27 protein-coding genes and 1 tRNA gene are annotated in these 26531 nt (G+C 59.9%); 10 read left to right on the forward strand and 18 right to left on the reverse strand.

Going from position 1 to position 26531, the window contains the following annotated elements; translation table 11 throughout:
- Positions 1–22 precede the first annotated feature (22 nt).
- The 6 genes from DXY02_RS09655 to DXY02_RS09680 all read right to left on the reverse strand — a co-directional run bounded on the left by DXY02_RS09655 (position 23) and on the right by DXY02_RS09680 (position 4570).
- Positions 23–508 carry a hypothetical protein gene (locus DXY02_RS09655; protein ID WP_114989127.1) on the reverse strand — a complete coding sequence of 162 codons (486 nt, stop codon included), beginning with the start codon at positions 506–508 and terminating at the stop codon, positions 23–25.
- Positions 505–1113: a flavin prenyltransferase UbiX gene (locus tag DXY02_RS09660; RefSeq protein WP_114989128.1), complete on the reverse strand. Its 609-nt coding sequence runs from the start codon at positions 1111–1113 to the stop codon at positions 505–507. Before DXY02_RS09660 ends, DXY02_RS09655 begins: the two co-directional genes overlap by 4 nt.
- Before the next feature lie 3 nt (positions 1114–1116).
- On the reverse strand, positions 1117–3453 hold the full coding sequence (locus DXY02_RS09665; protein ID WP_114989129.1) for an RNB domain-containing ribonuclease: 2337 nt from the start codon (positions 3451–3453) through the stop codon (positions 1117–1119).
- A gap of 100 nt (positions 3454–3553) precedes the next feature.
- On the reverse strand, positions 3554–3871 hold the full coding sequence (locus tag DXY02_RS09670; RefSeq protein ID WP_114989130.1) for a TMEM165/GDT1 family protein: 318 nt from the start codon (positions 3869–3871) through the stop codon (positions 3554–3556).
- A 2-nt stretch (positions 3872–3873) separates the two neighbouring features.
- Positions 3874–4206, reverse strand: a complete 333-nt coding sequence (locus DXY02_RS09675; RefSeq protein ID WP_114989131.1) for a TMEM165/GDT1 family protein — start codon at positions 4204–4206, stop codon at positions 3874–3876.
- On the reverse strand, positions 4196–4570 hold the full coding sequence (locus DXY02_RS09680; RefSeq protein WP_114989132.1) for a YkgJ family cysteine cluster protein: 375 nt from the start codon (positions 4568–4570) through the stop codon (positions 4196–4198). Before DXY02_RS09680 ends, DXY02_RS09675 begins: the two co-directional genes overlap by 11 nt.
- 108 nt (positions 4571–4678) lie before the next feature.
- Between DXY02_RS09680 and psb30 the strand changes: the two genes are divergently transcribed.
- Positions 4679–4786 (forward strand): photosystem II reaction center protein Ycf12/Psb30, encoded by a 108-nt coding sequence (gene psb30 / locus DXY02_RS09685; RefSeq protein ID WP_025362280.1) that lies wholly within the window; start codon positions 4679–4681, stop codon positions 4784–4786.
- Positions 4787–4796: 10 nt separating this feature from the next.
- On the opposite strand, the gene recJ is transcribed toward psb30, so the two are convergent.
- Complete coding sequence (recJ, locus tag DXY02_RS09690) at positions 4797–6695, reverse strand: single-stranded-DNA-specific exonuclease RecJ (RefSeq protein WP_114989133.1); 1899 nt, start codon at positions 6693–6695, stop codon at positions 4797–4799.
- Positions 6696–6727: 32 nt separating this feature from the next.
- Between recJ and DXY02_RS09695 the strand changes: the two genes are divergently transcribed.
- From DXY02_RS09695 to DXY02_RS09705, 3 genes are read left to right on the forward strand one after another with little or no spacing between them, the layout of a single operon-like run.
- Positions 6728–7507, forward strand: coding sequence for an HAD-IA family hydrolase (locus DXY02_RS09695; protein ID WP_114989134.1), 780 nt, complete (start codon positions 6728–6730; stop codon positions 7505–7507).
- A complete protein-coding gene (locus tag DXY02_RS09700; RefSeq protein WP_114989135.1) occupies positions 7504–7815 on the forward strand; it encodes a DUF565 domain-containing protein in 312 nt (103 codons plus the stop codon). The genes DXY02_RS09695 and DXY02_RS09700 overlap by 4 nt, the downstream gene beginning before the upstream one ends.
- A complete protein-coding gene (locus DXY02_RS09705) occupies positions 7805–8782 on the forward strand; it encodes a phosphoribulokinase (RefSeq protein WP_114989136.1) in 978 nt (325 codons plus the stop codon). The genes DXY02_RS09700 and DXY02_RS09705 overlap by 11 nt, the downstream gene beginning before the upstream one ends.
- Here the strand turns inward: DXY02_RS09705 and rpmF are convergent.
- Positions 8746–8922, reverse strand: a complete 177-nt coding sequence (gene rpmF / locus DXY02_RS09710; protein WP_006851068.1) for a 50S ribosomal protein L32 — start codon at positions 8920–8922, stop codon at positions 8746–8748. The two genes, DXY02_RS09705 and rpmF, sit on opposite strands and share 37 nt — an antisense overlap.
- An 87-nt stretch (positions 8923–9009) precedes the next feature.
- Here rpmF and ftsH point away from each other — a divergent pair, with 87 nt between their 5' ends.
- Together ftsH and DXY02_RS09720 are read left to right on the forward strand one after the other, a co-directional pair.
- The gene (gene ftsH / locus DXY02_RS09715) at positions 9010–10809 is read left to right on the forward strand and encodes an ATP-dependent zinc metalloprotease FtsH (protein ID WP_114989212.1); all 1800 of its coding nucleotides are present in this window, start codon (positions 9010–9012) and stop codon (positions 10807–10809) included.
- Positions 10806–13550, forward strand: a complete 2745-nt coding sequence (locus DXY02_RS09720; protein WP_114989137.1) for a UPF0182 family protein — start codon at positions 10806–10808, stop codon at positions 13548–13550. Before ftsH ends, DXY02_RS09720 begins: the two co-directional genes overlap by 4 nt.
- Positions 13551–13593: 43 nt before the next feature.
- Here DXY02_RS09720 and DXY02_RS09725 read toward each other — a convergent pair whose 3' ends face one another.
- Positions 13594–14196 (reverse strand): peroxiredoxin, encoded by a 603-nt coding sequence (locus DXY02_RS09725; RefSeq protein WP_114989138.1) that lies wholly within the window; start codon positions 14194–14196, stop codon positions 13594–13596.
- Positions 14197–14317: 121 nt separating this feature from the next.
- Between DXY02_RS09725 and DXY02_RS09730 the strand changes: the two genes are divergently transcribed.
- Together DXY02_RS09730 and DXY02_RS09735 are read left to right on the forward strand one after the other, a co-directional pair.
- The gene (locus DXY02_RS09730) at positions 14318–14626 is read left to right on the forward strand and encodes a hypothetical protein (RefSeq protein ID WP_114989139.1); all 309 of its coding nucleotides are present in this window, start codon (positions 14318–14320) and stop codon (positions 14624–14626) included.
- Between the two features lie 47 nt (positions 14627–14673).
- Positions 14674–14747: transfer RNA gene (locus DXY02_RS09735), tRNA-Met, on the forward strand.
- Between the two features lie 62 nt (positions 14748–14809).
- Here DXY02_RS09735 and DXY02_RS09740 read toward each other — a convergent pair.
- The 6 genes from DXY02_RS09740 to DXY02_RS09765 form a co-directional block, all read right to left on the reverse strand.
- Positions 14810–15859 (reverse strand): M23 family metallopeptidase, encoded by a 1050-nt coding sequence (locus tag DXY02_RS09740; protein ID WP_170951551.1) that lies wholly within the window; start codon positions 15857–15859, stop codon positions 14810–14812.
- 72 nt (positions 15860–15931) lie between these two features.
- Positions 15932–16423: a tRNA (cytidine(34)-2'-O)-methyltransferase gene (locus DXY02_RS09745; RefSeq protein ID WP_114989141.1), complete on the reverse strand. Its 492-nt coding sequence runs from the start codon at positions 16421–16423 to the stop codon at positions 15932–15934.
- Entirely contained in the window at positions 16420–17004 is a 585-nt protein-coding gene (gene cobU, locus DXY02_RS09750; protein WP_114989142.1) for a bifunctional adenosylcobinamide kinase/adenosylcobinamide-phosphate guanylyltransferase, read from the reverse strand. Before cobU ends, DXY02_RS09745 begins: the two co-directional genes overlap by 4 nt.
- Positions 16991–18139 (reverse strand): proton extrusion protein PcxA, encoded by a 1149-nt coding sequence (gene pxcA / locus DXY02_RS09755; RefSeq protein ID WP_114989143.1) that lies wholly within the window; start codon positions 18137–18139, stop codon positions 16991–16993. The genes cobU and pxcA overlap by 14 nt, the downstream gene beginning before the upstream one ends.
- A gap of 27 nt (positions 18140–18166) precedes the next feature.
- Positions 18167–18838, reverse strand: coding sequence for a photosystem II repair protein Psb32 (gene psb32 / locus DXY02_RS09760; protein WP_114989144.1), 672 nt, complete (start codon positions 18836–18838; stop codon positions 18167–18169).
- 33 nt (positions 18839–18871) lie between these two features.
- The gene (locus DXY02_RS09765; RefSeq protein ID WP_114989145.1) at positions 18872–19279 is read right to left on the reverse strand and encodes a tellurite resistance TerB family protein; all 408 of its coding nucleotides are present in this window, start codon (positions 19277–19279) and stop codon (positions 18872–18874) included.
- A gap of 62 nt (positions 19280–19341) precedes the next feature.
- Between DXY02_RS09765 and DXY02_RS09770 the strand changes: the two genes are divergently transcribed.
- Complete coding sequence (locus tag DXY02_RS09770; protein WP_114989146.1) at positions 19342–19992, forward strand: cofactor assembly of complex C subunit B; 651 nt, start codon at positions 19342–19344, stop codon at positions 19990–19992.
- Here DXY02_RS09770 and lptC read toward each other — a convergent pair.
- Together lptC and metG are read right to left on the reverse strand one after the other, a co-directional pair.
- On the reverse strand, positions 19937–21103 hold the full coding sequence (lptC, locus tag DXY02_RS09775; RefSeq protein WP_114989147.1) for an LPS export ABC transporter periplasmic protein LptC: 1167 nt from the start codon (positions 21101–21103) through the stop codon (positions 19937–19939). The genes DXY02_RS09770 and lptC overlap by 56 nt on opposite strands.
- Positions 21090–22634: a methionine--tRNA ligase gene (gene metG, locus DXY02_RS09780; RefSeq protein ID WP_114989148.1), complete on the reverse strand. Its 1545-nt coding sequence runs from the start codon at positions 22632–22634 to the stop codon at positions 21090–21092. Before metG ends, lptC begins: the two co-directional genes overlap by 14 nt.
- An 86-nt stretch (positions 22635–22720) precedes the next feature.
- Here metG and DXY02_RS09785 point away from each other — a divergent pair, with 86 nt between their 5' ends.
- The gene (locus tag DXY02_RS09785; RefSeq protein WP_114989149.1) at positions 22721–24508 is read left to right on the forward strand and encodes an FAD-dependent oxidoreductase; all 1788 of its coding nucleotides are present in this window, start codon (positions 22721–22723) and stop codon (positions 24506–24508) included.
- Here the strand turns inward: DXY02_RS09785 and DXY02_RS09790 are convergent.
- Positions 24496–26526, reverse strand: coding sequence for a ribonuclease catalytic domain-containing protein (locus DXY02_RS09790; RefSeq protein WP_114989150.1), 2031 nt, complete (start codon positions 26524–26526; stop codon positions 24496–24498). The two genes, DXY02_RS09785 and DXY02_RS09790, sit on opposite strands and share 13 nt — an antisense overlap.
- Positions 26527–26531: the final 5 nt, after the last annotated feature.

A 26531-nucleotide genomic window follows, 5' to 3' on the forward strand; every position in this document is an offset into this window, starting at 1 on the left:
TGTAAGCAGCTTGGTGCACTGCTCACCAGTTCGCCTCCGGATCATCTCCCCAATCACTGAACTCCTGAGAAGGAGAGCCCACAGCTGAAGTGCCTGATGAAGCGTCTGACTGCGGGGGGACTGACGAAGGGCGTTGAATCACGCGGTAGGCCACAGACACCGTTGGAGCCGGTTCTCTCACATCTCGTTCGGGGCCTGGGGTTGTGCTGGATCTGGGTGTCGGTTCGTCGGCGGTGTAGCTCCTCTCCTCAAACTCCGGTTGAACAGGGGATCGCCTCTGGCGACTCAAAGGACGCTCCACTGGGGAGACCAAAACCGCTGCGACAGCGGCTCCGGCCGCACCACCAACACCAGCCAGCGCTGTCCACGCCCCAACGGGGAGCGGAGGTGTTGTCCAAACCAGCAGACGGATCCGGATCTTGTCTCCGACATTGGTGGCCGAAAGAACCAGCAACGCCAGCAGTGGCGCCAGGCAGGGAATCAGCAGCAACCGCTGAAACAGACTCATTCCAGGGGGCCCTGCCAGCGCTTCAGGGGTGCAAGGTCCTCCTCCAGGCCGTCGAACAGGCGCACCACCAGAAAGTCCACCATCTCCTCCAAGGAATCGGGCCGTGTATACCAGGCCGGAATGGGAGCGGCAATGGTGGCTCCAGCTTCAGCGAGGCCGGTGAGGTTGCGGAGGTGAATCAGGTTGAAAGGCATCTCCCGGGGAGCAATCACCAGGGGCCGACGCTCCTTGAGATGCACATCCGCACAACGTTCGATCAGATCTGCGGCGATACCGGCATGGATCCGCCCGACGGTTCCCATGCTGCAGGGAACGATGACCATCGCCCGGGTTCTGTAGCTGCCACTGGCAATGCAGGCAGCCTGATCATTCCAGCGATGACAGGTGAGCTCGCCACTCTCCACCGACAGCCTCTCTCGCCAGAACGCACGTTGTTTCAGGGAGTCAACAGGGATCGTCAGGCCCTGTTCCGCACGAAACACCTCATGGGCACCATGGCTGAGCACAAGATGCACCGAGCGGCCGCGCTGAAGCAGCAGCTGTAGGGCACGCTCGGCCAGGGGTTGAGCGGATGCACCGGTGACTGCCAGAACGTAGGGATGCATCACTCAGCGCTCGCTGAGGGCAACGGGCAGCGGCTCCGAGGATTCAGGCGCTGAGGATTCAGGTTCCGTGGAGCCATTGGAACCCTGGCTGATGACCTCAAGGTCGATCTGGTTGCGCAGAACATCCACATTGATCACGCGCACCTGTACGGCGTCGCCGAGTTGATAGGTCTGACGGTTCTTGCGCCCGACCAAGCGATTCTGGCGTGATCTGTATTCGTACCAGTCATCGTTGAGGGAGCTCACATGAACCAGCCCTTCAACGCGACTTTCACCAACTTCCACGAAAAAGCCATAGCTCTGCACACCACTGATGCGCCCTTCCACCTGTTCGCCGATCAGGGGTTGGGCTGAACGGGCCTGGATCATCGAAAGCAGATCCTTTTCCAGTTCCAACACCTGACGCCGTCGCGTGTTGAGCCGCTGCACGGTGCGCTCGTTCACCAATCCGTTCAACTTCTCGTCCTGGGATGCGGTGAACAGGGGCCACGTGAGATCAGCACCAGCACCCTTGAGGCCAAGCTTCAGACGGGTCTTGTGACGGACGGTTGGACGATCCTTGGCATCGGTCAGCAGCGCAACGATCACCTGTTGATTCACCAGGTGGGCGTAGTGCTGGGTGGCACAGGTCCACGGGGTCAGTGAGCTGTTCCGGCTTGACGCAGCAACCTCGTCCCCATCGGAATCTGCTGCAGCAGGGGGGGCCTCTGTGGATGCCACAAGGGTGAGAGGTGGCAGGGCGTGACTGAGTTGTTGTTCCAGCACCCGGCGCTGACTGCTGTCTTTGAACACCTGAACCAGCTCCGAAGCTGATGGACAGCCGTCGTCATCCAGTTCAAGGGGAAGATCCAGGGCAATGGCTGTCTTTGCCACATCGGTGAGCACGCTGCCATCGGGTTCATCCGCCTCAACAGTGATGCCCGGCAGTTGGAGCTCGAGTCGTTGTGCGGTCCACGCACGGTCGGCGGCCCTCAACAGAGGCTGAAGGAACGCATGGGGGTCGACCGGGTTGAACGCATCAACCCAGCGATGCCGCAACCCGGAGGGATCTGCGCTGCAGAGGTCACCAAGGGCCTCCAGCTGCGGAGGGCAGAGATCGAGCTGCACAACCCCGTTGGCACGCTCCTGCTCCAACAACAGCGTGCTGCAGAAGCGCAGGGTCTCCAGCTGACCGAGTTGGTCTTTGATCGGCTTGAGGGCGGTCGGGACGCTGCGCGCCTTGGGTTTGCGTTCCGCCAGGGCGACCAACTGATCGGCGCTCACCTCGGCGACGGGGCGCACCGTGCTGAGCATGAACTCCCAGTCGCTCACCTCACCGTTGGCAGAGATGTCGAGCCGAACGCTGATGGCATCAGCCTCGGACCCGGCCGAGAAGCTGGTGGCCTTGTGGAGGGCTGGAGTGAGAAGAGGTTGCCAGACTTCACCGAGGCAAAGGGCTTCACCGCGGTCGCGCAGGCAGGCATCGAGGCTGTTGCCCAGACCGATCCGCTCGCCCACGCTGGGCGCATGGACCCAGAGGCGACAACCGCCGTCCCTGGCTTCAACGTGCACGGCAGGTAACCCCGGTGCATCGTCCTGACTCCATCCTTTGAGCAGCAGCGACGGTTGTGCGGTGAGATCGACCCGTCCTTTGGAAGCAGGGGTTTTGCCAGAGCTCCTGGGTGCCGTTGGACGGACCTGGAGACCAACCTTGGTCAGCAGCAGGTCCCGGTCGGCTGCTGGTCCGCCATTGAGCGGGAGAGATCGCACAACGTGGCCGGCCGCAGGATGCTGAGCCACGGGATAGCGATCGATGCGCACCTCGACAACGCTGGAGACCTCATCACCGGGCAGATGCTTGGAATCCTCTGCTGGCAGCTCAATGCCGGCAAGCACTCTGTCGTCCAAGGGGGAGGCCAGCAGCTGGTCGCTCTGCTGCTCCACCTGAGCCAGGAGAGATTGCGTGGCCCGTTCCAGGATGCATTGCACACCTCCTTCAGGAGAGCGGCGGCGTCCGCCCTCCCGCGTTACCCGCACCAGCACACGATCGCCATTCCAGGCGTGGTTCAGCTGATGGTCACGGATGTAGATGTCCTCGCCGCCGTCATCGCGAATGGCGAAGCAGAAGCCTTTGCTGCTGCAACGCAGGCGAGCATCAATAAGATCACTCTCCTGAGGCCGTGTGAGACCACCCTCACTGGTCTTTTCGATCACACCGATTTTCATCAGTGATGAAACGGCAAGCTCAAGCGCCGCTTTATCCGTCTTGTTGCTGAGCTTGAGGATCTTGGCCAGTTGGTCGGGCTCAGAGGAGTGCTCCGTTGAGAGCTGATCCAGCAGATCGGCAACCGTAAATTTCATCGTGGCGTGCGCAGAAACCGACCATCAGGGCCGGGAGAGAGGGAAGGGGTGGTCGACGCTCTTCAGCAGGCCGTGCAGAGTCAGCCCTTCAAAGATCACTTTAGGACTCAGAAGTTTGATCCCCGTCCGAGTTGGCTTCGCCATCACGGACGAGAGGAACCAGCAAGCGGCCACCGATCAAGAGGAAACCAACGGAAGCCAGCAGTTGAAGCAGATCGCTGGGAATCACGGTTGCAACGGAACCACCGGCGAAGGCCCCCAGCAAACTGGCCAGAACCAACGCCGATGATGAGCCGAGAAACACGGCCAGGGGGCGATTGGACGTGCCACTGATGGCAACGGTGGCCAGTTGGGTCTTGTCACCGAGTTCGGCAAGGAAAACGGTCAAGAACGTGGAGATCAGAAGGGGAAAATCCATCGTCAGCTCGCTGCATTGAGCCAAAGGGAGCTGGCGGCCTGAAGACCGAGCCAGATGCCGAGCGCCACCATCAGCACCCCAGCCATCAGTTCAAGACGGTCGGGCGGAAGGTTTTTGGCCAACCATTGACCGACGAGAACGCCCACAAGGCTGGATGAAATCAATGCCAGCGCGGCACCGATGAACACCAGAACAGGAGAGCCGGACTGGGCCGAGAGCAACAGCGTTGCCAACTGGGTTTTGTCGCCCAGTTCAGCCACAAACACTGTGGTGAAGGTGCTGAACAACACGGCAGCAAAGCTGCGCGACTCAGGGCTTGTTTGCTCACTCGTCAACAGAACCTCCCGCGGTCTGAGCGCGCTTGAACCTACGCATCACGCCACTGCGGCCGCCATAGGTGCTGCGGATCTGTTGTTGGCAACAGGTGATGGCGAAGGCATCGAACTGATTATCGGGAATGTCAAAAAGACGGCCCAGACCACTGACACGACAGAAATCAGGTCGCTCCTCATAAACCGTGCAGCGCTGACTGCCCGTGTCGTAGTGGATGCACCAGCCGTCAGGGCCAACCATGGCCAGATAGGTGCGTTGTTGCTCTTCGTTCAAGGCCGCTAGGGCATCAGCCCGTTCCTCCGGAGCGAGTCGGCAACAGGCTCCACAGTGTTTGATGCAGGACCATTGCGGCGTCTCTCGGCTCATGATTGAAGCTGTGACAAGCCATCACAGAGATCAGAACCAATCCGTCGCACTTGGGACAGAGCCCCGTAGCCTGGGAGGCGTAACGATTTTGGACAGCGCTGCATCGCCATGGGCTTTGACATTCACCTGATCGCCAACTTTGCCGCCCTGGCGATGATCACCATTGCCGGTCCCGCTGTCATCTTCATCCTCTTCTACCGCCGCGGCGCACTCTGATCTCCTCGTCTTAAGGACGTAGCCCCAACCCAAGGCAGGCTTCCTCGATCAACTGAATCACCCGCTGATCCCTCGCCAGATCGTTGTCGCTGGTGAGGGATTGTTCTTGTTGAATGCTCGCCTGAAGCGTCTCACCCTCGCCATTGGTGAGCTTCAGCCCTGAGGTTTCCGTCAACTGGGCGGTGTACTGCCGTGTGCCGCGGTCGATCAACACCAACTCCGTATGGGCACGGATGGCTTTGAGCTCAAGCTGCAGACGCTGTTCACCCTGCCAACGGTTGATCGAAATGCTGTAAGCCACGTCAGAGCATGCGGGAACAGGCGCCGCTGGATCCCATCGCCAGGCGATGGCGCGACGCTCACTTTCACCCTGGCGCAGCGTCAGGGCCAGATGTCCTCCTTTGAGATCGCGCCGATCCTCAACGCTCACCCCCCGTGACCAGAACAGGGGTTTGGGATGACCGATGCCGAAGGGCGCCAGGGATTGCAGGTGGCGCCAAAGATCCCAGTTCACGTCCTTCAACTGCAGCAGAGCGTCAGGTTGCACGGGACGCCCCTGGGCCTGGGTCACCAACCAGCCATCGGCTTCGGCGCAGAGGCGCTCATGCAGGGCATGCACGAATTCCGCTTTAACGGTGAACCCCCCGGCAGCGGGATGGCCTCCAAAGCGGGTGAGTAGATCGCGGCAATTGGAGAGAGCACGATCCACCGCGAAACCGATGGGTCCCCGTACCGAAGCCCGCAGACTTCCATCTCCATCTCCGGCCAGAAGAGCGGTGGGGCGGTGGTAGCGCTCCATCAGCCGCGCAGCAACAATGCCAATCACCCCGTGGTGCCAGTGGCTTTGCGCCAACAGCAGGAATGAGGGGAGAGCGTCACTGGACTCCGCTTCCACCAGCGCCACGGCCTCCGCTTCAATTGCGTCGCAGAGATCCCGTCGCTGGCGGTTGTAATCATCACAACGGCGTGCGAGGGCCATCGCTGAATCGGGATCTTCAGCCGTGAGCAGATCCACCACAAGTCTCGGTTCCCCAAGGCGGCCCACTGCATTGATGCGCGGTGCAAGCTGAAACCCGATGTCTTCTGCCGTCAGCGGACGTTCCCCGAGACCCGCCAGGCGCTGAAGCGCTTGGACGCCCTTGCACTCGGAGCGATGCAGATGGTTCAGCCCCTCCAGCAACCAACTGCGGTTGGCCCCCACCAGAGGAGCCATATCGGCCACCGTGCCGATGCAAAACAGATCCCGGGCCACGCGGATGGCTTCTGGTTTGTTCAGAACATCGGCAACGGCATGGGCCAGCACATAGGCCAGCCCCACACCGGCGAGTCCGCGGTAAGGCGAGCCCTCCGGGGTGGTGGCCGGATGAATGAGCGCAGTCATGGGCGGCCGTTGCGCCGGGATCGTGTGGTGATCGGTCACGATCACCTGCATCGACAAACTTGCGGCCAGTTCGAGGGCTTCCCTCGCGGCAACACCGTTATCAACTGTGACCAGCAATCGCACGCCATCGTCGTAGAGCCGCTGCACCATGGCGGGATTGAGGCCATATCCCTCCTCCATCCGCGAGGGGATAGCGGGTTCCGGCTCAGCACCCAACGGGGCCAACGCCCGAAGTAACAACGCAGTGCTGGTCATCCCATCGGCGTCGTAATCACCACATATGGCGACGCGTTCACGGGAACGGCAGGCCGCTACCAAGCGCGTACAGCCCTGCTCGAGATCGGGGAAATGATCACGTGTGGGCGGTAGATCACCAGGGGAGAGAAAGCTCTCGGCCTCGGATATTGAGCTGAATCCCCTGCGCCGCAGCACACAGCGCAGCGACAGCGGCAGATCAAGCCCTTGCAATGGCGATGGTTCCACCACGGCTGGAAGGGACCAGGACCAATGCAGCGGAACAGCCGGCAAGGGAACGCAACAGGCGGTGATGTCCCAGCATTGTGCCGTTGCTGCTCCTAAAGGTGAACAGGCTTTCAGCGGTCTTCTGGGATGTGGATGGCACCTTGGCCGACACGGAAATGGACGGTCATCGACCGGCCTTCAACCTGGCCTTCCAGGAACTGGATCTTCCCTTTGTTTGGGATGAAGAGCTCTACAACAGGCTGCTGGCGATTCCTGGCGGGCTGCGCAGGGTGAAACTCCACGCTGAAACATGTGGGGTGCATCTCAGCCAGAACCAACTGGACCAGGTGCGTGATCGCAAACGCGTCCATTACCTGGAACGGGTCCGCCAAGGGCATGTGCGTCTCCGTCCCGGAGTGAAGAGGCTTTTGCAGGAGTTGAACAGGGCCGGCGTGCAGCAGTGGATCGTCACCTCCAGCGGATCGGCCTCGGTGATGGCTCTGCTGGAACAGATCCAACAGCAAATCCCCAGCTTCGATGGGGTGGTGACATCGGATGACGTTGCTTCGGGAAAGCCAGCACCGGACGGCTACCGACTCGCTCTCGAATGCAGTGGGGCCAGCAGTGCTGATGGCCTTGCCATCGAAGATTCTGCGGCAGGTCTTTCGGCGGCAAGAGCCGCAGGTCTGCGTTGTCTGCTGACCCCTTCCCCCTGGGATGTCGATGCTCTGCGTGAGTCCGGAGGCGAGGCTGCTGCGGTGTTGAATCACCTGGGGGACCCTGGACAGCCAGCAACCGTGCTTTCCGGTACCTCTTGCCAGGAGGGGGCAGTAACGCTGAAGTATCTGGAGTCCCTGCTGTCGGTGCCGGATCGATGAGCTCAATCCAGCGCACACGTCTGGCGGGGCTTCAGAACGCGTGGGGCGCTGGGATCCGGCGGTCCTGGTCTGGCCCCTGGTGGCGCCGCAGCGCTTCGTTGTTGCTGCTGCTGCTCGGATTTTTCATTGGCAGCAACCTTCCGGTCTACATCCTGGATGCTGTTGAACTCAGGACGTACACAGCGTTCTATGCCCTCATCGCCTGTGAATTGATGGTTCTTGGGCGCCGTCGTCTTCCCTGGCTGGACAACCTCCGGCTTGGATTCGTTTACGCCGTTGTTCTGGAGGCGTTCAAAGTTGGATCCTGAGGGCCAACGCGTCATCCCCAGCAAGGATCAGCAGCGGTTGCTGCAGCATCTCGAGTTGGGCGACCTTCCGAGTTGGTCTGCACTGCAGCGCAACTCTGGGTGGCATCGGGTCGCCATCGATCACTGGCATCCTCTGGCGACACCGGATTGGCTGTGGTCTGTTGGTCTGCCGCTTCTGAACCTGGGCCAGCAATGGCAGGGACAACGCCGACTGCTCGGATTCAGTGCTTTGCCGGGTTGCGGGAAAACCACCCTGGGGCAGTGGATTGAAGCTGCCGCACGGGCACTTCACCTCTCGATCCAGGTGGTTTCTCTCGATGACTTTTATTTCGAGGCTGAACGGCTTGATGCGGCGATGCAGGGCAACCCCTGGGGTGTGCCTCGCGCGCTTCCTGGCAGCCATGACCTGGAGCTCCTGCAGGAGTGCCTTCAGACATGGCGACAGGGTGAGAACGTTCTGATGCCCCGCTTCGACAAAGCCAAACGCCATGGCCGAGGAGATCGAAGCGGTTGGCGCCGCTGCGATGCCGACTTGCTGATTTTTGAGGGTTGGTTTGTGGGCTGCAGCCCAAATGCCGACGCAACTGCGGATGAGCCCCATCTCGAGAGCCCCCTAACGGCGCAGGAGTTGGAGTGGCGCCTGAAGCTGCAACCCGTGCTCGCCCACTACGAACCCACCTGGAGGTGTTTCGATCAACTCTGGCAACTGCGAGCAACCGACTTCAACGCGCCTTGGCGATGGAAGCGCCAACAGGAAGCCACCCTTGAAGCGGAACGCGGTGCGTCGCTTTCGAATGCCGACTTGGATCGTTTTATCCGCATGATTCTCTGCTCGCTGCCATCGAGCAGTTTTCACACCATGCGAGCGGATGTTGTTGTGGAGGTGGATCCGGATCGAACTCTGCGGCGGATCCACCTCCCGAGTACGACTCAGGATTCGCCGTCTTCGGACTCACTCACCGGGTAAACAAAACCCTGGGCGCGGCCACTCAGCACAGACTTGCCGATGGACATGGCGCGCTGTGCGGCAACGGCTGCCTTGGCCTTCCAGGTGGCGCTGCGCTGGTTGCGCTTGGCCTTGGATGTTTTCTTCTTCGGGACGGCCATTGCGCCTGGTGAATTTCCAAACCGAGATTGTCTCGTTTGGAACCCCCTTGCGTCAAATCGCTAGGCTCCGTGCAGCGCAGTGAAGACGTGGCACCAGGTTCGGACGACTCCAGTGGTTCCGCGGCCCCTCAGAAGGCTCAACCTTCTTCGATTCAGGGTTTTTGGACGAGGCAGGACACGGTGAGTTACTCCACCCTGCTGAGAGATATCGATGCGAAAGAGATCAAACAGTTGGATTTTGTGCCCGGTCGTCGGGAGGTAAGAGTCCAATACAACGATGGCCGACGGGTCACCGTTCCTGTTTTCGCCAACGACAACCAAATTCTTCGGGCCGCTGAAAGCTCCGGCACGCCCCTGACGGTTGTTGACATCCGCCGCGAACAAGCAGGACGCGAACTGGCGGGAACCCTGATGTTGGTTCTGCTGGTGGTAGTCGGCTTGTCGTTTCTGTTGAAGCGTTCAGCTCAAATGGCGAACAGAGCTCTTGGGTTTGGGCGTAGTCAACCTCGGTTGAAACCCCAGGAAGACCTTCAGCTTCGTTTTGAGGATGTTGCCGGCATCAACGATGCACGGCTGGAACTTGAGGAGGTGGTCACCTTTCTCAAGCAGCCCGAGGCCTTCATCCGCCTGGGCGCCAAGATTCCGCGGGGAGTGCTGCTGGTCGGCCCCCCTGGAACCGGGAAAACGCTTCTTGCCAAGGCGATTGCAGGCGAGGCGGGCGTGCCGTTCTTCTCCATCGCGGCCTCTGAGTTTGTTGAGCTGTTCGTGGGTGTTGGTGCGAGCAGGGTTCGCGATCTGTTCCGCCAAGCCAAGGAAAAGTCCCCCTGCATCGTTTTCATTGACGAAATCGACGCTGTGGGTCGCCAGCGGGGTGCTGGTATCGGTGGCGGCAACGATGAACGGGAGCAGACCCTCAACCAACTCCTGACGGAGATGGACGGCTTTGAGGAGAACTCCGGTGTGATTCTGCTGGCGGCCACAAACCGTGCCGACGTGCTCGACACCGCACTGTTGCGTCCAGGACGCTTCGACCGGCGCATTGATGTGGGCCTTCCCGATCGCCGAGGTCGCGAGGCAATACTCGCCGTTCATGCGAGAACTCGCCCCCTCGACGACGCGGTCTCACTATCGGATTGGGCGAGCCGCACGCCGGGTTTTTCCGGGGCTGACCTCGCCAATCTTCTCAACGAAGCGGCCATCCTCACGGCCCGCCAGAACATGCTCCGTATCGGTCAGTTCCAGCTGGAGGGGGCCTTGGAACGGATCACCATGGGGCTGTGCAATCGTCCCTTGCAGGACAGCGCCAAAAAACGGCTAATCGCCTATCACGAGGTGGGTCATGCCCTGGTGGCCAGTCTTCTTCCAGCGGCCAACGCGGTGGACAAGGTCACGATTCTTCCCCGGGGAGGGGCCGGTGGTTATACCCGCTTCATGCCTGACGAGGAGGTGCTTGATTCCGGGTTGATCACCCGCTCCTCCTGCCTCGCTGATCTGGTGGTGGCCCTGGGGGGACGAGCAGCTGAGCAAGTGGTTTTCGGGTCCCTCGAGATCACCCAGGGAGCCAGTGGAGATCTCCAGATGGTGGCGCAACTCGCACGGGAGATGGTGACGCGCTTTGGCTTTTCCAGCCTCGGACCGATGGCCCTCGAGGGTCCGGGTACGGAGGTTTTTCTGGGGCGCGATTGGTTCAACCAACGGCCGGGATACGCCGAATCCACTGGCCAGGCCATTGACGCTCAAATCCGCCAGCTCGCCAAGAGTGCTCTGGCGCAGGCCATCGCCCTGCTGGAGCCCCGCCGTGAGTTGATGGATCAACTGGTGGACGTTTTGATTGCCGAGGAAACGATCAACGGTGATCGATTCAGAGACATCGCTGGCCTCCCATGAGACGCCTCCTCCTTCTGCTGCCGCTGGTTGTTGTTGCAGCCCGGATGCAGATCGAGTGGCTCTGGTTCGATCAGTTCGCCTGGAGCAACGTTCTCCTCAAGCGCTGGCTTCTGCAGCTTCTCTTCGCGGGTGTGGCTGTGCTGCCGCTGCTGGCAGCCCAGGCCTGGTCAAGGCAATTCAGGCAACACAGCTCGAGTTCATCCAAGGCGATGAGCCTGACCGGATGGTCCTTTGGATTCACGCTGTTGATCAGTGGTGGTGCTGTGCTGATCAGTGCCTTGCTCACGCTGGATCTGTTGGCATTGGCCATCCACGATCCGTTTCAGCTTGGGGAATGGCAGCCAGTTGCGGGGCTCCAGCACCGCATCAGCTCAGCTGCAGGACTCGTTCAGGCAGGGGCGATAGGGCTTGCGATGGCCTGGCCGCGGTTGAGGCTGTGGTTGGCACGGATCATGTCGGGTTCGCTGGTGGCTGTCGTCAGCCGGGCGTGGGGCATCTGGTCGCTGGCGCTATGGATTCCCGATGAATCCACGAGAGACCCCTTGCTGGGAGCGGATCTGAGCTTCGGCTTGGGTCGTTTTGCCGGATTGCATCTGGCCCTGGACCTGCTGCTCTTGGCTGCCGCGTTCACCCTTGCCTTTGAGCTCTGGCGGGTGCTGGCGAGCTCAAAATCGATTTCTGACTGGGCCAGTCCAGTCTTCTCTGCTCGACAGATCAAATTGTTCAGGTTGCTTTCGGCGCTTCTGCTGGTCGGAGTGGCGGGGCAGGTGTGGTTATCGAGGCATCAGCTGCTGTGGACCCAACACGGCCTTGTGGCAGGGGCGGGCTGGCTCCAGGCCCACATGACCCTTCCGTTGCGCGGCTTCGCAACACTGCTACTGGTGCTGATCGCATGTGCACTGCTTGTCCCGTGCCGGCGACGCCTCCGTCAGGGCCTTGTACTGGTGTTGGTGTCTCTTGTTGTGTTGGAAACGGTGGCAACTCCGTTAACGCGCTGGCTGGTGGTGCGGCCAAGGGAATTTGCACTGCAAGAGCGCTATCTGAACAATGCCATTGAGGCCACGCAATGGGGCTTCCAGTTGGATCAAATCAAGAGTCAGGTCGTCGACCCGACAAGGTTCAGCGCCGCTGATCGCGAGCAAGGTGTTAGCACCCTCGAAAATGTTCGTCTCTGGGACAGCAGCCCTCTGCTGGAAGCCAACCGGCAACTGCAGCAACTGAGGGTGTACTACCGCTTTTCCAATGCAGCTGTTGATCGCTACCCGCTGAATGAAAACAGCGATTCATCGCAGCAAGTGATCCTCTCGGCCCGCGAATTGGATCAATCCGCTTTACCGCGTCAATCCAAAACCTGGCAGAACCGTCACTTCATCTTCACTCACGGCTATGGATTCACCGTCAGTCCGGTGAATGACAGAAGCAGTGATGGCCTTCCCTCGTATTTCATTAAAGGTCTTGGCCCAGAAACAGTCATTGCGGGAAATCCTGGACTGGGTATTGAACGATCGGAGGTGCAGAAGGCTATCCCCGTTGGTGATGCAGCGATCTATTACGGGATGCTTCCTTCGCCCTATGCAATCGCTCCAACGCAGATTGAAGAATTCGACTACCCCGAAGGCGATATCAATGTTATGACGCACTATCAGGGTTCTGGCGGAGTACCGATTGGATCCTGGCTTCAACGATTCGCAGCTGCTGTTTATCTGCGTGACCCTCGACTGCTGATCACCACAACGATCAATACTGATTCCAAACTTTTGATCCGGCGTGATGTGCGCAGTCGGGTTCAGGCCATCGCTCCCTTCATTGATTTTCGTGGTGAGCCCTACCTGATTTCCATTCCAAACCCTGAGCAAGACAGCTCCAACACCAACAAGGCAACTTCAGAACAACGCAGCCAACATCAGTATTGGGTTGTCGAGGGTTACACCCACAGTTCAACCCTGCCCTACAGCGCAGCGGTATCAGCAGATGATCCCGATCGCTATTTAAGAAACTCAGTGAAGGCTATCGTTGATGCTTATAACGGCAGCATTCGGTTTTTCATCTCGGAGCCTGAGGATCCAATCGTGATGGCCTGGGCTCACGCTTTTCCAGGCTTAATGGAGCCGATGGAGGCAATGCCAAAGCCTTTTCTTGATCACCGCAGAGTTCCTGAGGACTTCTTCAATGCCCAGGTCAATCAATTGAAGCGGTACCACGTTTCGAATCCCAGGATTTTCTACAACGGTGATGATGTTTGGCAGGTGCCAAGCGAGATCTACGGCGGCCGCAAAGTTGATGTTGCTCCATATCACATCACGGCTCAGCTTCAAAGCAACGACAATTCTGAATTTCTGCTGCTCCAACCCCTGACCCCCTTATCAAGGCCAAATCTCACCGCGTGGTTAGTGGCTCGTAACGATGGCGATCACTACGGTGAATTGAAACTGATCGACTTTCCCAAAGACAAATACATCCCCGGCCCGGAGCAGGTTCAGGCTCTGATTCATCAGGATCCAGATGTGAGCGAGCAGTTCGGTCTATGGGATCAGGAAGATCTGGAACTCCTGCAGGGAAATCTTCTTGTGCTTCCCGTGGGCTCCGGACTTCTCTATGTGGAACCGGTGTATCTGCGCACCAAGAAGGTGGGGCTGCCTTCTCTGGCCAGGATTGTTGTAAGTGACGGCCGATTGGTTGCCATGGACCGCGACCTCAATCTTGCTTTGGATCAACTCATGAAAAAAGCCCCACCCGTTTGACGGGCAGGGCGAAACGAATTGACCGTTCGGGTTGATCGAACGATCAGCCGATGGCGGAGAAGTACTCCTTGGAACCCTTAGGGTCGGGCTTCATGGTCTTTTCACCAGGAGTCCAGTTGGCAGGGCAAACCTCGTCGGGGTTGGACTGCACGTACTGGAAGGCCTGCAGAACGCGAAGGGTTTCATCAACGTTCCGTCCAACAGGCAGGTTGTTGATGGTGGCGTGCATGATCACACCGTCGGGGTCGATGATGAAGAGACCACGCAGGGCAACACCCTCAGCCTCGTCGAGAACGTTGTAGGCCGTGGAGATTTCCTTCTTCAGGTCGGCAACGAGGGGATAGTTGATATCGCCCAGGCCACCCTGATTGCGAGGGGTCTGGATCCAGGCCAGGTGGCTGAACTGGCTGTCCACGGAAACGCCGAGAACCTCGGTGTTCTTGCTGGAGAAATCGGCGTAGCGGTCGCTGAAGGCCGTGATCTCAGTAGGACAAACGAAGGTGAAATCCAGCGGATAGAAGAACAGCACCACGTATTTGCCCCGGTACTGGGACAGGGTGACTTCCTTGAACTCCTGGTCCACCACAGCGGTGGCTGTGAAATCAGGGGCCTGCTGGCCCACACGCAAGCAACCGGTGTCGGTCATGTTCGAGAGGTGAATGAGTGAGCTGAAGGCCGCAAACGACTTAACACGTAGTCGATTCGACTTCCAGTTTCAGGATTGAACCTATCACGACCCTAGCCATCCGTCGCCATAAACTCAGTTAATGACTGACCAACTCACGAGCTGGGATCCTGCGCTCCTGCGCAAGTTCAGTTCCACCGGACATTTCCGTTTGTTGAACCAGCTGAAGGGCGATCTGCGCAAGAAACCCCTGGATCGAGACCGGCGCACTGGTCAGCTGAAGACTCTTGGCGGGAATCGCGGCGCAACCCGACGTTCAACGGCAACGCGGAGCATCGAGCCGGCCCCAGCTCCAGCTCCAACACCTGTTGTTGAGACGGCAGCCCCACTCACCAAGGACGATCAACCGAAATCCTTCCGCGATCGCCTCAATGCCATCGACATGCGCTGAGGCCGAACCCCTGAGATGTATGATGGGCACTGGCCTGAAGGGCCTGCGTCAGAGTAGCTCAGCTGGTTAGAGCACAGGATTCATAACCCTGAGGTCGGGAGTTCAAGTCTCCCCTCTGACATTCATTGATTCATGCTGTTAATCAGCTCGTTCGAACCCTTGTTGGGTTCGGGCATGCCTGATTCAGGCCTTGCGTGCCGGTAGTTTCACCAGGGGATTGAGAGCAGCGCCACCGGCCCGACGGATTTCAAAGTGAAGGTGAGGTCCGGTGCTACGTCCGGTGCTTCCCATCAGTGAAATGCGAGACCCACGGGGAACAATCTGTCCTTTTTTGACCAAAAGACGGCTGTTGTGCGCATAACGCGTGAATTCGCCATCACTGTGGGCGATTTCAACCAGATAGCCGTAGGCGCCTCTCCAGCCGGAAAATGAAACGATCCCATCACGGGCCGCAACAACGGGCGTGCCAGTGTTGTTGGCGATATCAATGCCTTTGTGCATGCGTCCCCAGCGCCACCCATAACCAGAGGTGAAAACCCCCTTGGTGGGCCACTGGTAACCAACAATCGGCGGCTTGAGGCTGTCGGGCTGATCGGCTGAAGACGACAGGGGGCGCTCAGGCCATGCAGCACCTCCACTGCTGAGGGGGCGTACAGCCAGGAGTGACTGACCGGAAGTGGCTTCAGCGATCTGCAGTTCCTGGCCAATCGTCAAAGCAGTGAGCTGAAGGCCTGGATTCCAACTCAACAGCTGCTGTTGCGTCACGCCGTGGCGTTTGAGGAATGACGCCAGAGAATCTCCGGTCTTGATTTTGGCCGTTGCGCGAAGCGGAGGTGGGGCAACCAACGGAATCGTCTCACGTTCACTGGAGCGGTTGAGTGACGACAACGTCACGGCAACAACCCGTGCAGAGTCCGGCAGGGAAAGCCAACTCTCTTTTTCAAAAACGTGGGAGCTTGGCACGTTGTTCAACGAGGCCAGCTGCTCACGATCAAGCTTTAACAGCTCGGCATAACGCCGCAGGGACGTGGCACGAACAACTTGGAACCAGACCTGACTGCTGGAATCGACTTTGCTGACAACAGCAACGGGATTATTCGGGGAGAGAGCTGGCAGAGGGGGCAGCTCGGCAAGATCAAAAGTGGTGTTATCGGCAATCCCGGGCAGAGAACTCCACAGACCCAGGGACAGAACAGGGGTTACAGCAGCTGCCAGAGCAAGCGTTGCGCGCATGAAACCACTAAGACGCGTTGAAGGTAACGAGCCGAACATCCCCGCGCAAGGGGGTTTGGAGCAGTGGTGGGATCACCACAACCGCAACTGTTGTCCAGCCACGTAGGTCACCAGGGCGCAGGCCACGGAAAGATTGAGGCTGCGAACACCTCCCTGGCCTGCGTCATCAGCAGCTCCAGGCATGGGGATCGTGAGGATGCTGTCGCAGGCTTCGCGAACCGGTTCCGGTAGCCCCGTATCTTCCCGGCCGAAGAGCAGAACATCTCCCCGTTGAAACGTGAACGAAGAGAGCGATGAACCACCACGACGACTGCAGCCGATCAACCTCTGCTCAGGACGAAGCTCAGCTTGAAACTCGGCAAAGTTCGAAAAGATGGAAAGCTGAACGTGGGGCCAGTAATCAAGTCCAGCACGACGAACGCTCCGATCATCCACCTTGAAGCCGAGGGGTTCAATCAGGGTCAACGGCACCCTGAAGGCCGCCGAGGTGCGGGCGATGTTGCCGGTGTTCGGAGGGATCTGAGGTTCGAACAGGGCAATCCGCAGGGGGGCGATCTCAGTCATGGCACCACCTGGCCAAGGGCATGAAGATCAAGTGCACGACCCTGGAGAACGAGCCAGGCAGCGTCAGCAACTGGGTCAAGTGCCTGCGCGAGGGTTCCAAGACGATCACGGAACAAGCCTCCGATGCGTGTTGGGGGAACGACGCCCCAGCCTGTCTCTTCGATCACCAGAACAAATGTGCAGTGCGATGCCCTGATCGAGGCGATCAGCTGTTCACAGAGGTGATCCCACTCCTGAGCAGTGAGGTCCAGGTGGTGGGCAACAAAGCCACCGAGGGCATCAATCAGAACAGATTGCCCAGGAGCCAGGCCGTTGATCACGCTCACCAGCTCTGCCCCACATTCAGAAACGCTCCAATGGTCGGGCCGACGCTGCCGGTGGGCCTCCAAACGCTTTTGCCAATCACGATCATCCGGCCGGGCGGCCGCCGTGGCGATGTAGGTGACAACGGGGTGGTGTTTCAACAGGTGCTCAGCCCAGCGGCTCTTGCCACTGCGGGTTGGCCCACTCACCAGGATCAGCCGGCTGTTCTGGCCGGCAACGAGGGGCTCCACTGTGGGGGAGGGGTCAACCACTGCCATTCATTCCCTTCAGAGTCGCGACGGAAGACGGAGACACACGGTTGAGGTACCTGAAAATCCAATACTTGAAGATCGTCGCCAACACCACCGGGAATGTCGCGATGAAGAGGTTGACGAAACTTTGGCTGGAGGGAAGACCGAAATGCTCGGCAATCCCTTCCAGCAAGACCTGCCAACCTTCCGGGCTGTGGTATCCGACGAAGATGTCGGTGAACAGGATGATGGCGAAGGCCTTGGCGGAATCACTCAGCCCGTAAACCGCCTCATCAACAAATCCACGCAGAACACGCAGTTCATCACGGCTCAGAAAACACACCGCGGCGAAAGCGATCAGGCCCGCCAGATCCGCAAACACATTCTTGATCGCCTTGAGACTGTCCTCATCGGCATCGTGCTTGAGCTCAGTCGCCTTTTCGGTGAGCTTGTCGCGCAGCGCACCATCATCAAGGGGCTGCACGCCCTTGAGGAAGGCATCGAATTCCAGTTCTTGCTTGTAGAGCCGAAGTTTTTCAGCCGCCTTCTCTTCCAGCTGAGGCTTGGGGTAGCTCAGGAAAGGGAGTTCGGGGGAAAACTGATTGACCGCAGGCGAGATCAGATAGGTACCAGCAATCTGCTGAACAAGAAGAGGAACCAGAACGAGCAGAAGCAGAACCCTCAGGGAAATCAGCGTGCTGTCCCGCCGGCGTCGATACCCCGCCACGACGCTGTCTTCCGTTGAGGGATCCAACTGGAGGCGAATGCTGTCGAAGACACCCAGAAGCGATCGGGGGAGGGCATCCGGTGAGCGGCTGATCGACGGCAAACTGCTGGATCGTCGCGATCCATAGCGGCTCACGACGGATTCAATCAGTTGAAGTTGACGCAACTCCTGGGAATCCAGTTGGCCCCGTTGTTTCGAGAGAGTTGCTGCTGAATTGCGGCAGATGGCCAGCGCGGTTTTGAAGCGGCGAAGAATCGTGGTCTGAACAGAACGCGGCACGGAAAGCTTGAGCTCCGGCCGAATCTGCCGGTCGCCGTAGTACTCCAACTCCAGGCTTTGGATGAGCAGAGCCGCCTCGTAGCCACGTTCAAGATCACTGGAGAGCTCGATCGCTTGGCTGTTGCTGAACAGGTTGATCCAGTTACGGCGGCTCATTGCAGTCGGCTGATCGCAGTCGGGTCATCAGCGCGAGAACACCCACCAAGTGGCCATAGGAATGATGGTTCCAAGCACCAACAGGATGATCACCCACTTGGTGGCATCGCTTTCGGCGGTTTCCGCCTTGGTGGGAATGTTGGTGGGCAGGGTGACCCGTTCGATCTCCTTCGGAGGGCCTGGATCCTCGCCACCCGAGAGAACGGTTGAAAGTCGGGTGAGTCCATCAACGGATGCCTGGCGATAACGATCGCCCTCCCTCAGGGGCACAGTCATCGTTGTACGGGCGGTGCTCTTCAGCAGGCTGGGAGGAAGCTGTGCCTCAAGCTCCTGATTGGCCACCACAGCGGAACGCTTGTTCGAGGCTTCGATCAACATCAGCAGCAAGGGATTGCCGCTGGGTGAGCTCCACGTCTCGAGGAGTTCCTCACCGAAGCTGTTCAAGGTGATGCCGTAATCCAAACGCCGCAGCGTGATCAGGCGGGCATCGACCCGTTGATCTTCAAAGCTGCGTAATTTCGTTTCCAATTCACCACGGCTGGCGCGGCTGAACACATCGGCATCGTCGATCACCAATGCATCCGGCAGGCTTTCACCCAGGGCACCAGGTGAGATCGCCAGGCTGGCTGGGGCCCAGAAGAGAAGACAGACCCCGAAACTGAGCAGGCTGGCCAACAGGCGTCGGGCGGAACGGGGCATCCCTTCAAGCGTCATGACTGCCTCAGTCTGCCGTTAGCTGTCCAGCATGTCGCGGTTCAAAGCTGCAATTGCCTCAACAACCATGCGGGCTTCGTTGTCGGGCAGAGTCATCTGACGGGTGAGCTGTTCGAGGAGATCGGTTTCCTCCACTGTGATCTTGCGGTCGGCATGCACCAGATGCGCTGCCACAGCCAGGGCGGACTGCTGCTGAATTCGATTGAGCTGAGGCAAGGCGGACGTGATCAAGCCCTGAACGCCCTGCTCCCGCAACAGCAACAGCAGGCGGTCAAACAATTCACCCATGGCAGCTTCAGAGCTGTCGCTGTACAGCGATCGGTTCTCCAGCTGACGGCGCAGGGCATGGGCCTCATCCCGCCCCAGCCTTCCATCACAGGCAACAGCGGCAAGGGCAACAGCAGCAAAAGCCTCGGGAGTCGTCATGGCAGAGACGCACATGTCCGTATTTGAGCAGGATGATTGCGTTCTGACAGCACCCTCTGTTGATGCCAGGTCCCGCCCGAGCTGTTCTGATCTGTGCGCTTCTGTTACTGGGTCTGACCGTGACCAATGCAGGGGTAGCGCAGACCGTGACACCGGACTTTCAACGGGCCGAAGTTCTGGCGGGGATGGCAGCGGTGGGCCTGATGCTGGTGGCTGTGCTGTGGACACGGGCGAACCCCAAGTCAGCAGAGAAAGTTCCGTTGCAGGGGGAACAGGGACTTTTGATGGCGGATCAGTTCAGCGAAAACCAACAACAGGAGCTGGCCTGGGGCAGCCACATGCTGTTGACGGCGACGCCAGCGGCATCCGTGCTCGTGTTCTGGCGCCATCAGGTTGTGCTGCGTCGGGGCCTGATCAATCAGGAGGCTTTCGAACCAGGAGCGATCACCCAACGGGCCATGGAGCGTGAGCAAACCATCTCCTTGGTCAACACAACGCTCTTTCCAGGCCGAGCGGAATTCGACGCGATGCTGCCATCACTTCCCGCCATCGTTGTTTGCCCGATGGGGAAGGAGGGGGCTGTGATCGTGGGGGGATGGTCGCCCCGTTGTTTCACCCGCTCCGATGAGCGATGGATTGAGGGCTGGACCCAGCGGCTCAGAACGACACTTGCGGCCGGCGAGGCTTCTCCTGTGCAGCCGGACTCAGCTTGATCGTCGATTCAACCCTCGCTCCGGCTTGGCCGAAGCGGATCGCACCGTCGTCGGAAATCTTGGCCTCCATGCGCGAAGCCCGCGTGATCTGCTCCGGTTCGGTCCGCTGCAGAACCACATCGCCATCAGCGACAACCCGTTCACTCCGCCAGTTCCAAGCGCAGCGTTGGGCCGTCAATGTTTCCAACGTCTGCTCAACGCGACATGAGTTGGAAATGATCACGGTGCCAGTGCGCTGATCAAGCTTGAACCCCCTCCCCTGCACCTTGCTGTTTTTCAACTCAGCCTGAATGGGTTGATCGGATTCAAGTTGCTCCGCCGAAAACAGCCAACGCGTCCGGCCGGCAGTGATCCGACCGCGGTCGCTTTCCAGCACCAGCGTGACCGGTTGTTGTAGGTCGAGGTAACCCTGGCGGGTGTTGCCATCCAGTCCTGAAGCACTGAGCGTGCGGCCATCGCTGCGGATGGCCTGCACCGGTCCAGGCGCCTGGAACAAACCACTCTTCAGATTCCAGGTTCCATGTCCACCCCGCACCACTGTTGAAGCAGCATTGGTGCCATCAACACGGTTCAGCTGGGTTGGGCCCTTGAACTCCAGCACCTCGGTGTCCTGCTGGAACACCAGCTCGCGTGAGCGGATTTGCGCCTTGCCATCATTGGCCTTGGGCCGTTGATTGATCACCATTCGCGACTGCGATGGCGTCCAAATCAGATTGTCTCCCTCAATCGTCAGCCCCCGTTGGTTCAACTGCCGCAGCTGCACCGATCCTTCAAGAACGACGAGCTCTCCATCCCGCAACATCGTGGCGAGATCGGCGGTGATCCTGTAGTGAGGTTGATCATTCCGATAGAGAACGCCCTCGGGACGTCGTGCACGGATGGTTCGACTGCTCAGGTCGTAACGCGCCTCGGGGCTGGTGAGATCCCAGCCACGATTGCCATCGTCGGCCCGGTGGCTCAAATCCAGCGACCGGAAGACAAAGGACGGCGTTGGTTCAAGCGCAATCGGTCGCCGCGTTGTGCACCCGGTGAGCCATGCACTCGCCACAAGGGCTGCTGCCAGACCACAACGTGACAAGCGACCCAGCATGCTTTGTTCAGAGCGGTTCATCCAGTTCCAACCGCTGCATCACCGGTGTTGGCTTCGGCAGCGCGGAACCGCTGCACAGCCTGCCCCAATTCAGCTGTTTCGACCAGTTGTCTGGATCCAAGCGTTCCCCAAGTTGAGACAGGATCCGCTCGCTGAGGTCGGGCAAGAGCGGGGCAAGCAGGAGTCCAACGATGCGGGTGGTTTCCAGCACAGCAAACAAATCCTCGGCCACGCTCTGCTCTTGACCGGGCTCCTTCATGCGACTCCAGGGAGCCGTGTCATTGAGATGACCGTTCGCGGCAATGGCCAACTGAAGGATCGACTCGGACGCGGTCTTGAACGCGAGCTGCGGCATCGCCTCCATCACCGTGCTGACGGTTTCCGCAGCCTTGAGGGCCAGGGGATGGTCAGCACTTGAGGCTGCTCCTGCCGGGGGAACGCCGTCATCGAACCATTTGCGCGCCATCGACGAGGTGCGATTCAGCAGGTTGCCGATGGTGTTGGCCAGATCGTTGTTGACCAGATCAACAAAGCGTTGCTGTTGGAAATCGCCGTCGTCTCCGAATTGGATGTCGCGCAGGAGGTACCAACGAACGGCATCACTGCCGCATCGCTCCAGCAACAGTTCGGGGTCCAGCACATTGCCGAGGGATTTGCCCATCTTCTGGCCCTCACGGGTGAGGAAGCCATGGCCGAAAACCTTTTGCGGCACCGGCAGTCCTGCAGACATGCACATGGCAGGCCAGAACACAGCGTGGAAGCGAAGGATGTCCTTGCCGATCACGTGCACGGAGGCGGGCCAACCGCAGGAGGCGAGCCGATCGAGCGATACCGCTTCTCCATCATCAAGAAGTGCTGTGAGATAACCCACCAGGGCATCAAACCAGACGTAGAAGGTGTGGCCTGGATGGTCGGGTACCGGAAGTCCCCAGGACACATTCACCCGCGAAATGGAGAAGTCGCGCAGACCTTGAGCGACGAAGTTGCGCACTTCCTGTCGTCGGCTGGCTGGGGCGATGAAGTCATCGCGCGCCACCAACTCCTCTATGGCGGATTGATAGCGGGAGAGCCGAAAGAACAGGTTCTCCTCATCGCGCCACTCGAGAGGCTTGCGATGGATCGAACAGGAGGGCGACTCCGCTTCGGCCGGATCATCCTTGTATTCCTCGCAATCGACGCAGTACCAGCCGGTCTGCTTGCCGACAACGATGTCGCCGGATGCCTTGACCCGTTCGTAGAACTGTTCCACCAATTCCAGGTGGCGCGGGTTGGTGGTGCGCACAAAGCGATCGTCAGAAATCCCCCACTGATTCCAGAGATCGCGGTACCGGCTGCTGACTTTGTCGCAGTGGTCCTGGGGGCTCAGCTGCTGACGTTCTGCCGTGCGCTGAATCTTCTGGCCGTGCTCATCAACACCGGTCACGAAGGTCACCTTCTCCAGCTGCAGCCGCTCAAAGCGAGCCAAGGCATCACAGGCCAGGGTCGTGTAAGTGCTGCCCAGATGGGGACGATCGTTGACGTAATAGAGCGGAGTCGTAAGGGTGTAAGGCATCAGAAAAGTTCGAACTCCGCTGCACCGCAGCGACGACAGACTCTAACGAGCATGCCCATCTCGCTCCACGCCAAACAGCCCTCCTCATGACGCACCGCGACGTGGTGGTCTGGGGTGGTGGCTGCGGCGGCGTTGCTGCTGCACTGCAGAGCGCAAGATCAGGAGCAGACACGACACTGTTCACCCCCGGCCCCTGGCTGGGGGGCATGGTGAGTTCAGCAGGAGTCTGTGCCCCGGATGGCCATGAACTCACCTGTTGGCAAACCGGAATCTGGGGCGCCTTTCTGCGGCAGTTGGAGTTGGAGGAGCCGAGCGGGCTCGACCACAACTGGGTGAGTTGTTTCGGATATAGGCCGCAAACAGCCGAACGGATCCTGCAACGCTGGGTGGCGGCTGAGCCCAGGCTGGACTGGCGTCCCCACTGCAGGCTGGAACAGGTTCACGGCCAGGAGAGTCGCCTCCAGTCTGTGGAGATCCACAGCGCCAATGGCGTCGAAAGCTTTTCCGCCGACATGTTTGTGGATGGCAGCGATCTGGGTGACCTGCTTGCCCTGTCGTCCGCCCCCTACCGCTGGGGGTGGGAAGCCAAGGAGATCTGGGATGAACCCAGCGCCCCCGAGCAGTCCCGGCTTGAGAGCGACGCATTCTTTCAAGAGCAAGCGATTCAGTCACCCACCTGGGTGGTGATGGGCCAATTGCATGGGGAACTCGCTCCGCGCCAAGCCGCAGCGATCCCGCGGATTCCGTTCGATCGGAGCACCGCCAGCTTCGGCCTCGAGAAAACCATCACCTATGGCCGTCTGCCCAGCGGCCTGGTCATGCTCAATTGGCCCCTTGAGGGCAACGACTGGCACCACAGCCTCGATCGAGCCCTCAGTGCTGATGGCGAGGTTCGTGCGGAGCTGGCCCAGGAGATGCAACGGCACAGCAAGGATTTCCTGGCGGCCCTGGAGGAATGCAGCGGTGGTTGGATCACTGCCGGTAACGCCTTCCCGGGAGCCGATCCCAGCCTGGCGTTGATGCCGTACTGGCGAGAAAGCCGGCGGCTGATGGGTCGCACAACGGTCACGGAACGCGACCTCTTGCCGATATCCAAACAAGCCTTGCGGGGACCGCTCCCCATCGATGCCCAGGGACGCTGCACCAGCATCGCTGTGGGCACCTATGCCAATGACCATCACTACCCCGGCGACGACTGGCCCCTCGCCCCGAAAAGTATTCGTTGGGGAGGACGTTGGAGCGGTACGCCCTTCTGCATCCCCTTCGATGCCCTGATCACAGACTCAATCCCCAACCTTGTGATGGCCGAGAAAGGCTTCAGCGTCAGCCACATGGCCAATGGGGCCACGCGCCTGCAGCCTTTGATCCTCAATCTGGGCCAGGTGGCGGGTCTGGCGGCGGCTATGGCGGTTCGTCAGGGCTGTAACCCTGCTGATCTGCAAGTTGAGGCCATCCAGTCAGCCCTGATCCACGAGCCGCAGGCCCCTGCAGCAGTTCTCCCGATCTGGGACTGGCCGCTCTGGCATCCGCACTGGGTTAAGGCACAGGAGCAGGGCTTGGCTCAGGCTGAACACCTGGACGCCATGGGTCGCCTTTCAGGCCCAAGGGCCAGCATGCTGCTTCCCCCTGGCGTGAACCAGGCGCCAAATCAGCCCCATGAGGTTGGCCTCAGTGGCGTGCTCACCGGCAACCTCCATGAGGGCTACCACTTGGAAACCGCTGAGAGGATCTGGCCTCTGATCACCCTGGAACCGGCAATCCATCGCTGGCTATCCAACGAGGATCATTCGGGCCGAACCCTGAACCTCCGCGGCATTAAGAATCCCTGGGGGCCCTGGGTGCGGATCACTGGGGTTCTGGATCAAGCCAACTGAAGCTGCAGCTCACCGCGTACCGGGTCAGCCCGCCCCACCCTGAGTTCAAGAGCATCACCAGGAGCAGGGTCTGCTGCAGACACACAACCGACGAGATCCATGGCCAGCTCGCTCACATGAACCAGGGCCAAGCGATCATGCGGGCGCAGCCAGCGCAGGAACACGGCCGACCAAACGGTGTTCTGATGCTCGGCGAACCACACCTGCTGCCAGTGGCGCTGATCCTCACGGCTGATCTGAATGGATTGGCGCAATGGATCATCGAGGTCATCGATCACTTCCCGCAGACGCTCTTCATCCATCGGTGCCAGCGCCGAGAGCTGGGCAATGATCTGCCGGTGGGCGACGAGATCGGCGTAGCGTCGGATGGGTGACGTCGCCTGCACATAGGCCTCAAGCCCGAGGCTGAAATGGGGCATGGCTCGCGTGCCCTGCACGCCTCGGCTCAAGCAGCGCTTGATCGCCGCATCACGGGCTGGTCCCTCGGGGATTCGATCGAGTTCATCGCTGGAGGGCAGCTCCGCCGCAGGCTGACTGCGGAAGGGCAACGGCAGGCTGTGCTCTTGCCCAAAGCCGGCCACAACAGCTCCCATCAGCAGCATCGCTTCACTCACCATCAGACGGGAGGGTGAAGGGTCAATCACCTGCAGCGTCAAGGCTCCATCGCTGCGGCGGAAGCGTCCTTCAGGCCGGTCAAACATCACGGCTCCTTTGGAACGGCGCCAGCGCATGCGCAACATCAGAAGTCCCGAGAGATCCGAGAGGGCTTCATCCCCTGGGGGTGCCAACTCGATCAGCTCATCACCATCGGTGTAGCTGAGGCCGTAGCGGGGTCGGATCCAGCTGCGCGCAATCCGTTGCTCCGCCACAGCACCATCCTCATCGAGGCGAACGGCCACACTGAGGGCTGCACAGCGCTGTCCAGCCCGAAGACTGAGGGGACCGGCCGCCAGCTCCAGAGGCAGCATGGGCATCACACCCTCCGCCAGATACAAACTGGTGGCTCGACGTCTGGCTTCCTGATCAAGGGGGGAGTCAATGTCGATCAGACGGCTGGGATCAGCGATGTGGATCCAGATCCAATCGACGCCATCACGACGCTCCAGCGAGAGCGCGTCATCAATTTCTCTAGTGCCCGCATCGTCCAGGCTGTAGGTGGCCAGGTGAGTGAGGTCGATGCGTTGCTCATCCCCAGGTCGCTCTTCATTCGAAAGAGCAACAAGACGATTCGCTTCCTCCACCAGATCAGAGGGAAAACAGCGGGACCAGACGCTGCCCCTCAGGCCAATGGGCTCATTGGGATCGAGCAGCCCACGCACGATCAACCACTGCCGAAGATCGGCGGCATCTGATCCAATCGCCAACGCTGCCGACCACTGCTGGAGATCCAGGTCGGAACCCACCGCAGCGGGATTGTCTTTCAGCAACTGAATCCAGTGGCTGAAGCGCTCGTCCCAAACCGGGTCCAGCTCCAGGCGTTCATCGTCGCTGAGGCCACGCTCTGCCCGCAGCAATGCGAGCTGCCGTTGTTCATGTTGTTGCGCCTGCCGCTCAGCTCGGCGTTGGCGCCGCAGGCTGGCCCTCTCTTCGCGGGAGAGTGGCTGGATCAAACGGTCACGACGCCAGCGGAACAACTGTTGGTTTCCATGCAGCCAGGCCCACAGCGCTGCCAGACCAGCGAGGTTGAGCGGGGTCAACACCAACTCGCCCAGTTCGCAGAGGCTCAGCCGAGCCAATCCCCCCGGTTGATCCGTTTCCAACAGCTGCCAGGCCTCCACAACAGCCCGCGCTGATGGAGCGCTGTCCTGCACCTGCTCAGGGGCAGGTAGTTCACTGCCATTGAACAGATGCTCGGGATCGATGGCAATCAGATCGCGCAGGGGCAGGCCCTGGTCACGACGTTGACCACCAAAAGAAAGAACCGCCTTGCTGCCCTTGATGGACAGAAGACGGCCGAAGAGAGGAGAACCCTTGAGAACAACCGCGACGGTGTCTCCGGGTTGGATTGAATTGTTCAACGCCC

The organism is Synechococcus sp. N19, assembly GCF_900474045.1.
Taxonomy (GTDB): domain Bacteria; phylum Cyanobacteriota; class Cyanobacteriia; order PCC-6307; family Cyanobiaceae; genus Parasynechococcus.

Excerpts from the sequence above, each read along its gene's own strand:
- psb30 (WP_025362280.1), top strand. The coding sequence starts at position 4,679 with ATGGGCTTTGACATTCACCTGATCGCCAACTTTGCCGCCCTGGCGATG.
- DXY02_RS09660 (WP_114989128.1), bottom strand. The coding sequence starts at position 1,113 with ATGCATCCCTACGTTCTGGCAGTCACCGGTGCATCCGCTCAACCCCTG.
- DXY02_RS09785 (WP_114989149.1), top strand. The coding sequence starts at position 22,721 with ATGACGCACCGCGACGTGGTGGTCTGGGGTGGTGGCTGCGGCGGCGTT.
- DXY02_RS09740 (WP_170951551.1), bottom strand. The coding sequence starts at position 15,859 with ATGCGCGCAACGCTTGCTCTGGCAGCTGCTGTAACCCCTGTTCTGTCC.
- metG (WP_114989148.1), bottom strand. The coding sequence starts at position 22,634 with ATGCCTTACACCCTTACGACTCCGCTCTATTACGTCAACGATCGTCCC.
- DXY02_RS09680 (WP_114989132.1), bottom strand. The coding sequence starts at position 4,570 with ATGAGCCGAGAGACGCCGCAATGGTCCTGCATCAAACACTGTGGAGCC.
- DXY02_RS09720 (WP_114989137.1), top strand. The coding sequence starts at position 10,806 with ATGAGACGCCTCCTCCTTCTGCTGCCGCTGGTTGTTGTTGCAGCCCGG.
- pxcA (WP_114989143.1), bottom strand. The coding sequence starts at position 18,139 with ATGAGCCGCCGTAACTGGATCAACCTGTTCAGCAACAGCCAAGCGATC.
- rpmF (WP_006851068.1), bottom strand. The coding sequence starts at position 8,922 with ATGGCCGTCCCGAAGAAGAAAACATCCAAGGCCAAGCGCAACCAGCGC.
- DXY02_RS09770 (WP_114989146.1), top strand. The coding sequence starts at position 19,342 with ATGCCAGGTCCCGCCCGAGCTGTTCTGATCTGTGCGCTTCTGTTACTG.
- DXY02_RS09670 (WP_114989130.1), bottom strand. The coding sequence starts at position 3,871 with ATGGATTTTCCCCTTCTGATCTCCACGTTCTTGACCGTTTTCCTTGCC.
- lptC (WP_114989147.1), bottom strand. The coding sequence starts at position 21,103 with ATGAACCGCTCTGAACAAAGCATGCTGGGTCGCTTGTCACGTTGTGGT.
- DXY02_RS09725 (WP_114989138.1), bottom strand. The coding sequence starts at position 14,196 with ATGACCGACACCGGTTGCTTGCGTGTGGGCCAGCAGGCCCCTGATTTC.
- DXY02_RS09700 (WP_114989135.1), top strand. The coding sequence starts at position 7,504 with ATGAGCTCAATCCAGCGCACACGTCTGGCGGGGCTTCAGAACGCGTGG.
- DXY02_RS09745 (WP_114989141.1), bottom strand. The coding sequence starts at position 16,423 with ATGACTGAGATCGCCCCCCTGCGGATTGCCCTGTTCGAACCTCAGATC.
- DXY02_RS09765 (WP_114989145.1), bottom strand. The coding sequence starts at position 19,279 with ATGACGACTCCCGAGGCTTTTGCTGCTGTTGCCCTTGCCGCTGTTGCC.
- cobU (WP_114989142.1), bottom strand. The coding sequence starts at position 17,004 with ATGGCAGTGGTTGACCCCTCCCCCACAGTGGAGCCCCTCGTTGCCGGC.
- DXY02_RS09655 (WP_114989127.1), bottom strand. The coding sequence starts at position 508 with ATGAGTCTGTTTCAGCGGTTGCTGCTGATTCCCTGCCTGGCGCCACTG.
- psb32 (WP_114989144.1), bottom strand. The coding sequence starts at position 18,838 with ATGCCCCGTTCCGCCCGACGCCTGTTGGCCAGCCTGCTCAGTTTCGGG.
- DXY02_RS09665 (WP_114989129.1), bottom strand. The coding sequence starts at position 3,453 with ATGAAATTTACGGTTGCCGATCTGCTGGATCAGCTCTCAACGGAGCAC.
- DXY02_RS09730 (WP_114989139.1), top strand. The coding sequence starts at position 14,318 with ATGACTGACCAACTCACGAGCTGGGATCCTGCGCTCCTGCGCAAGTTC.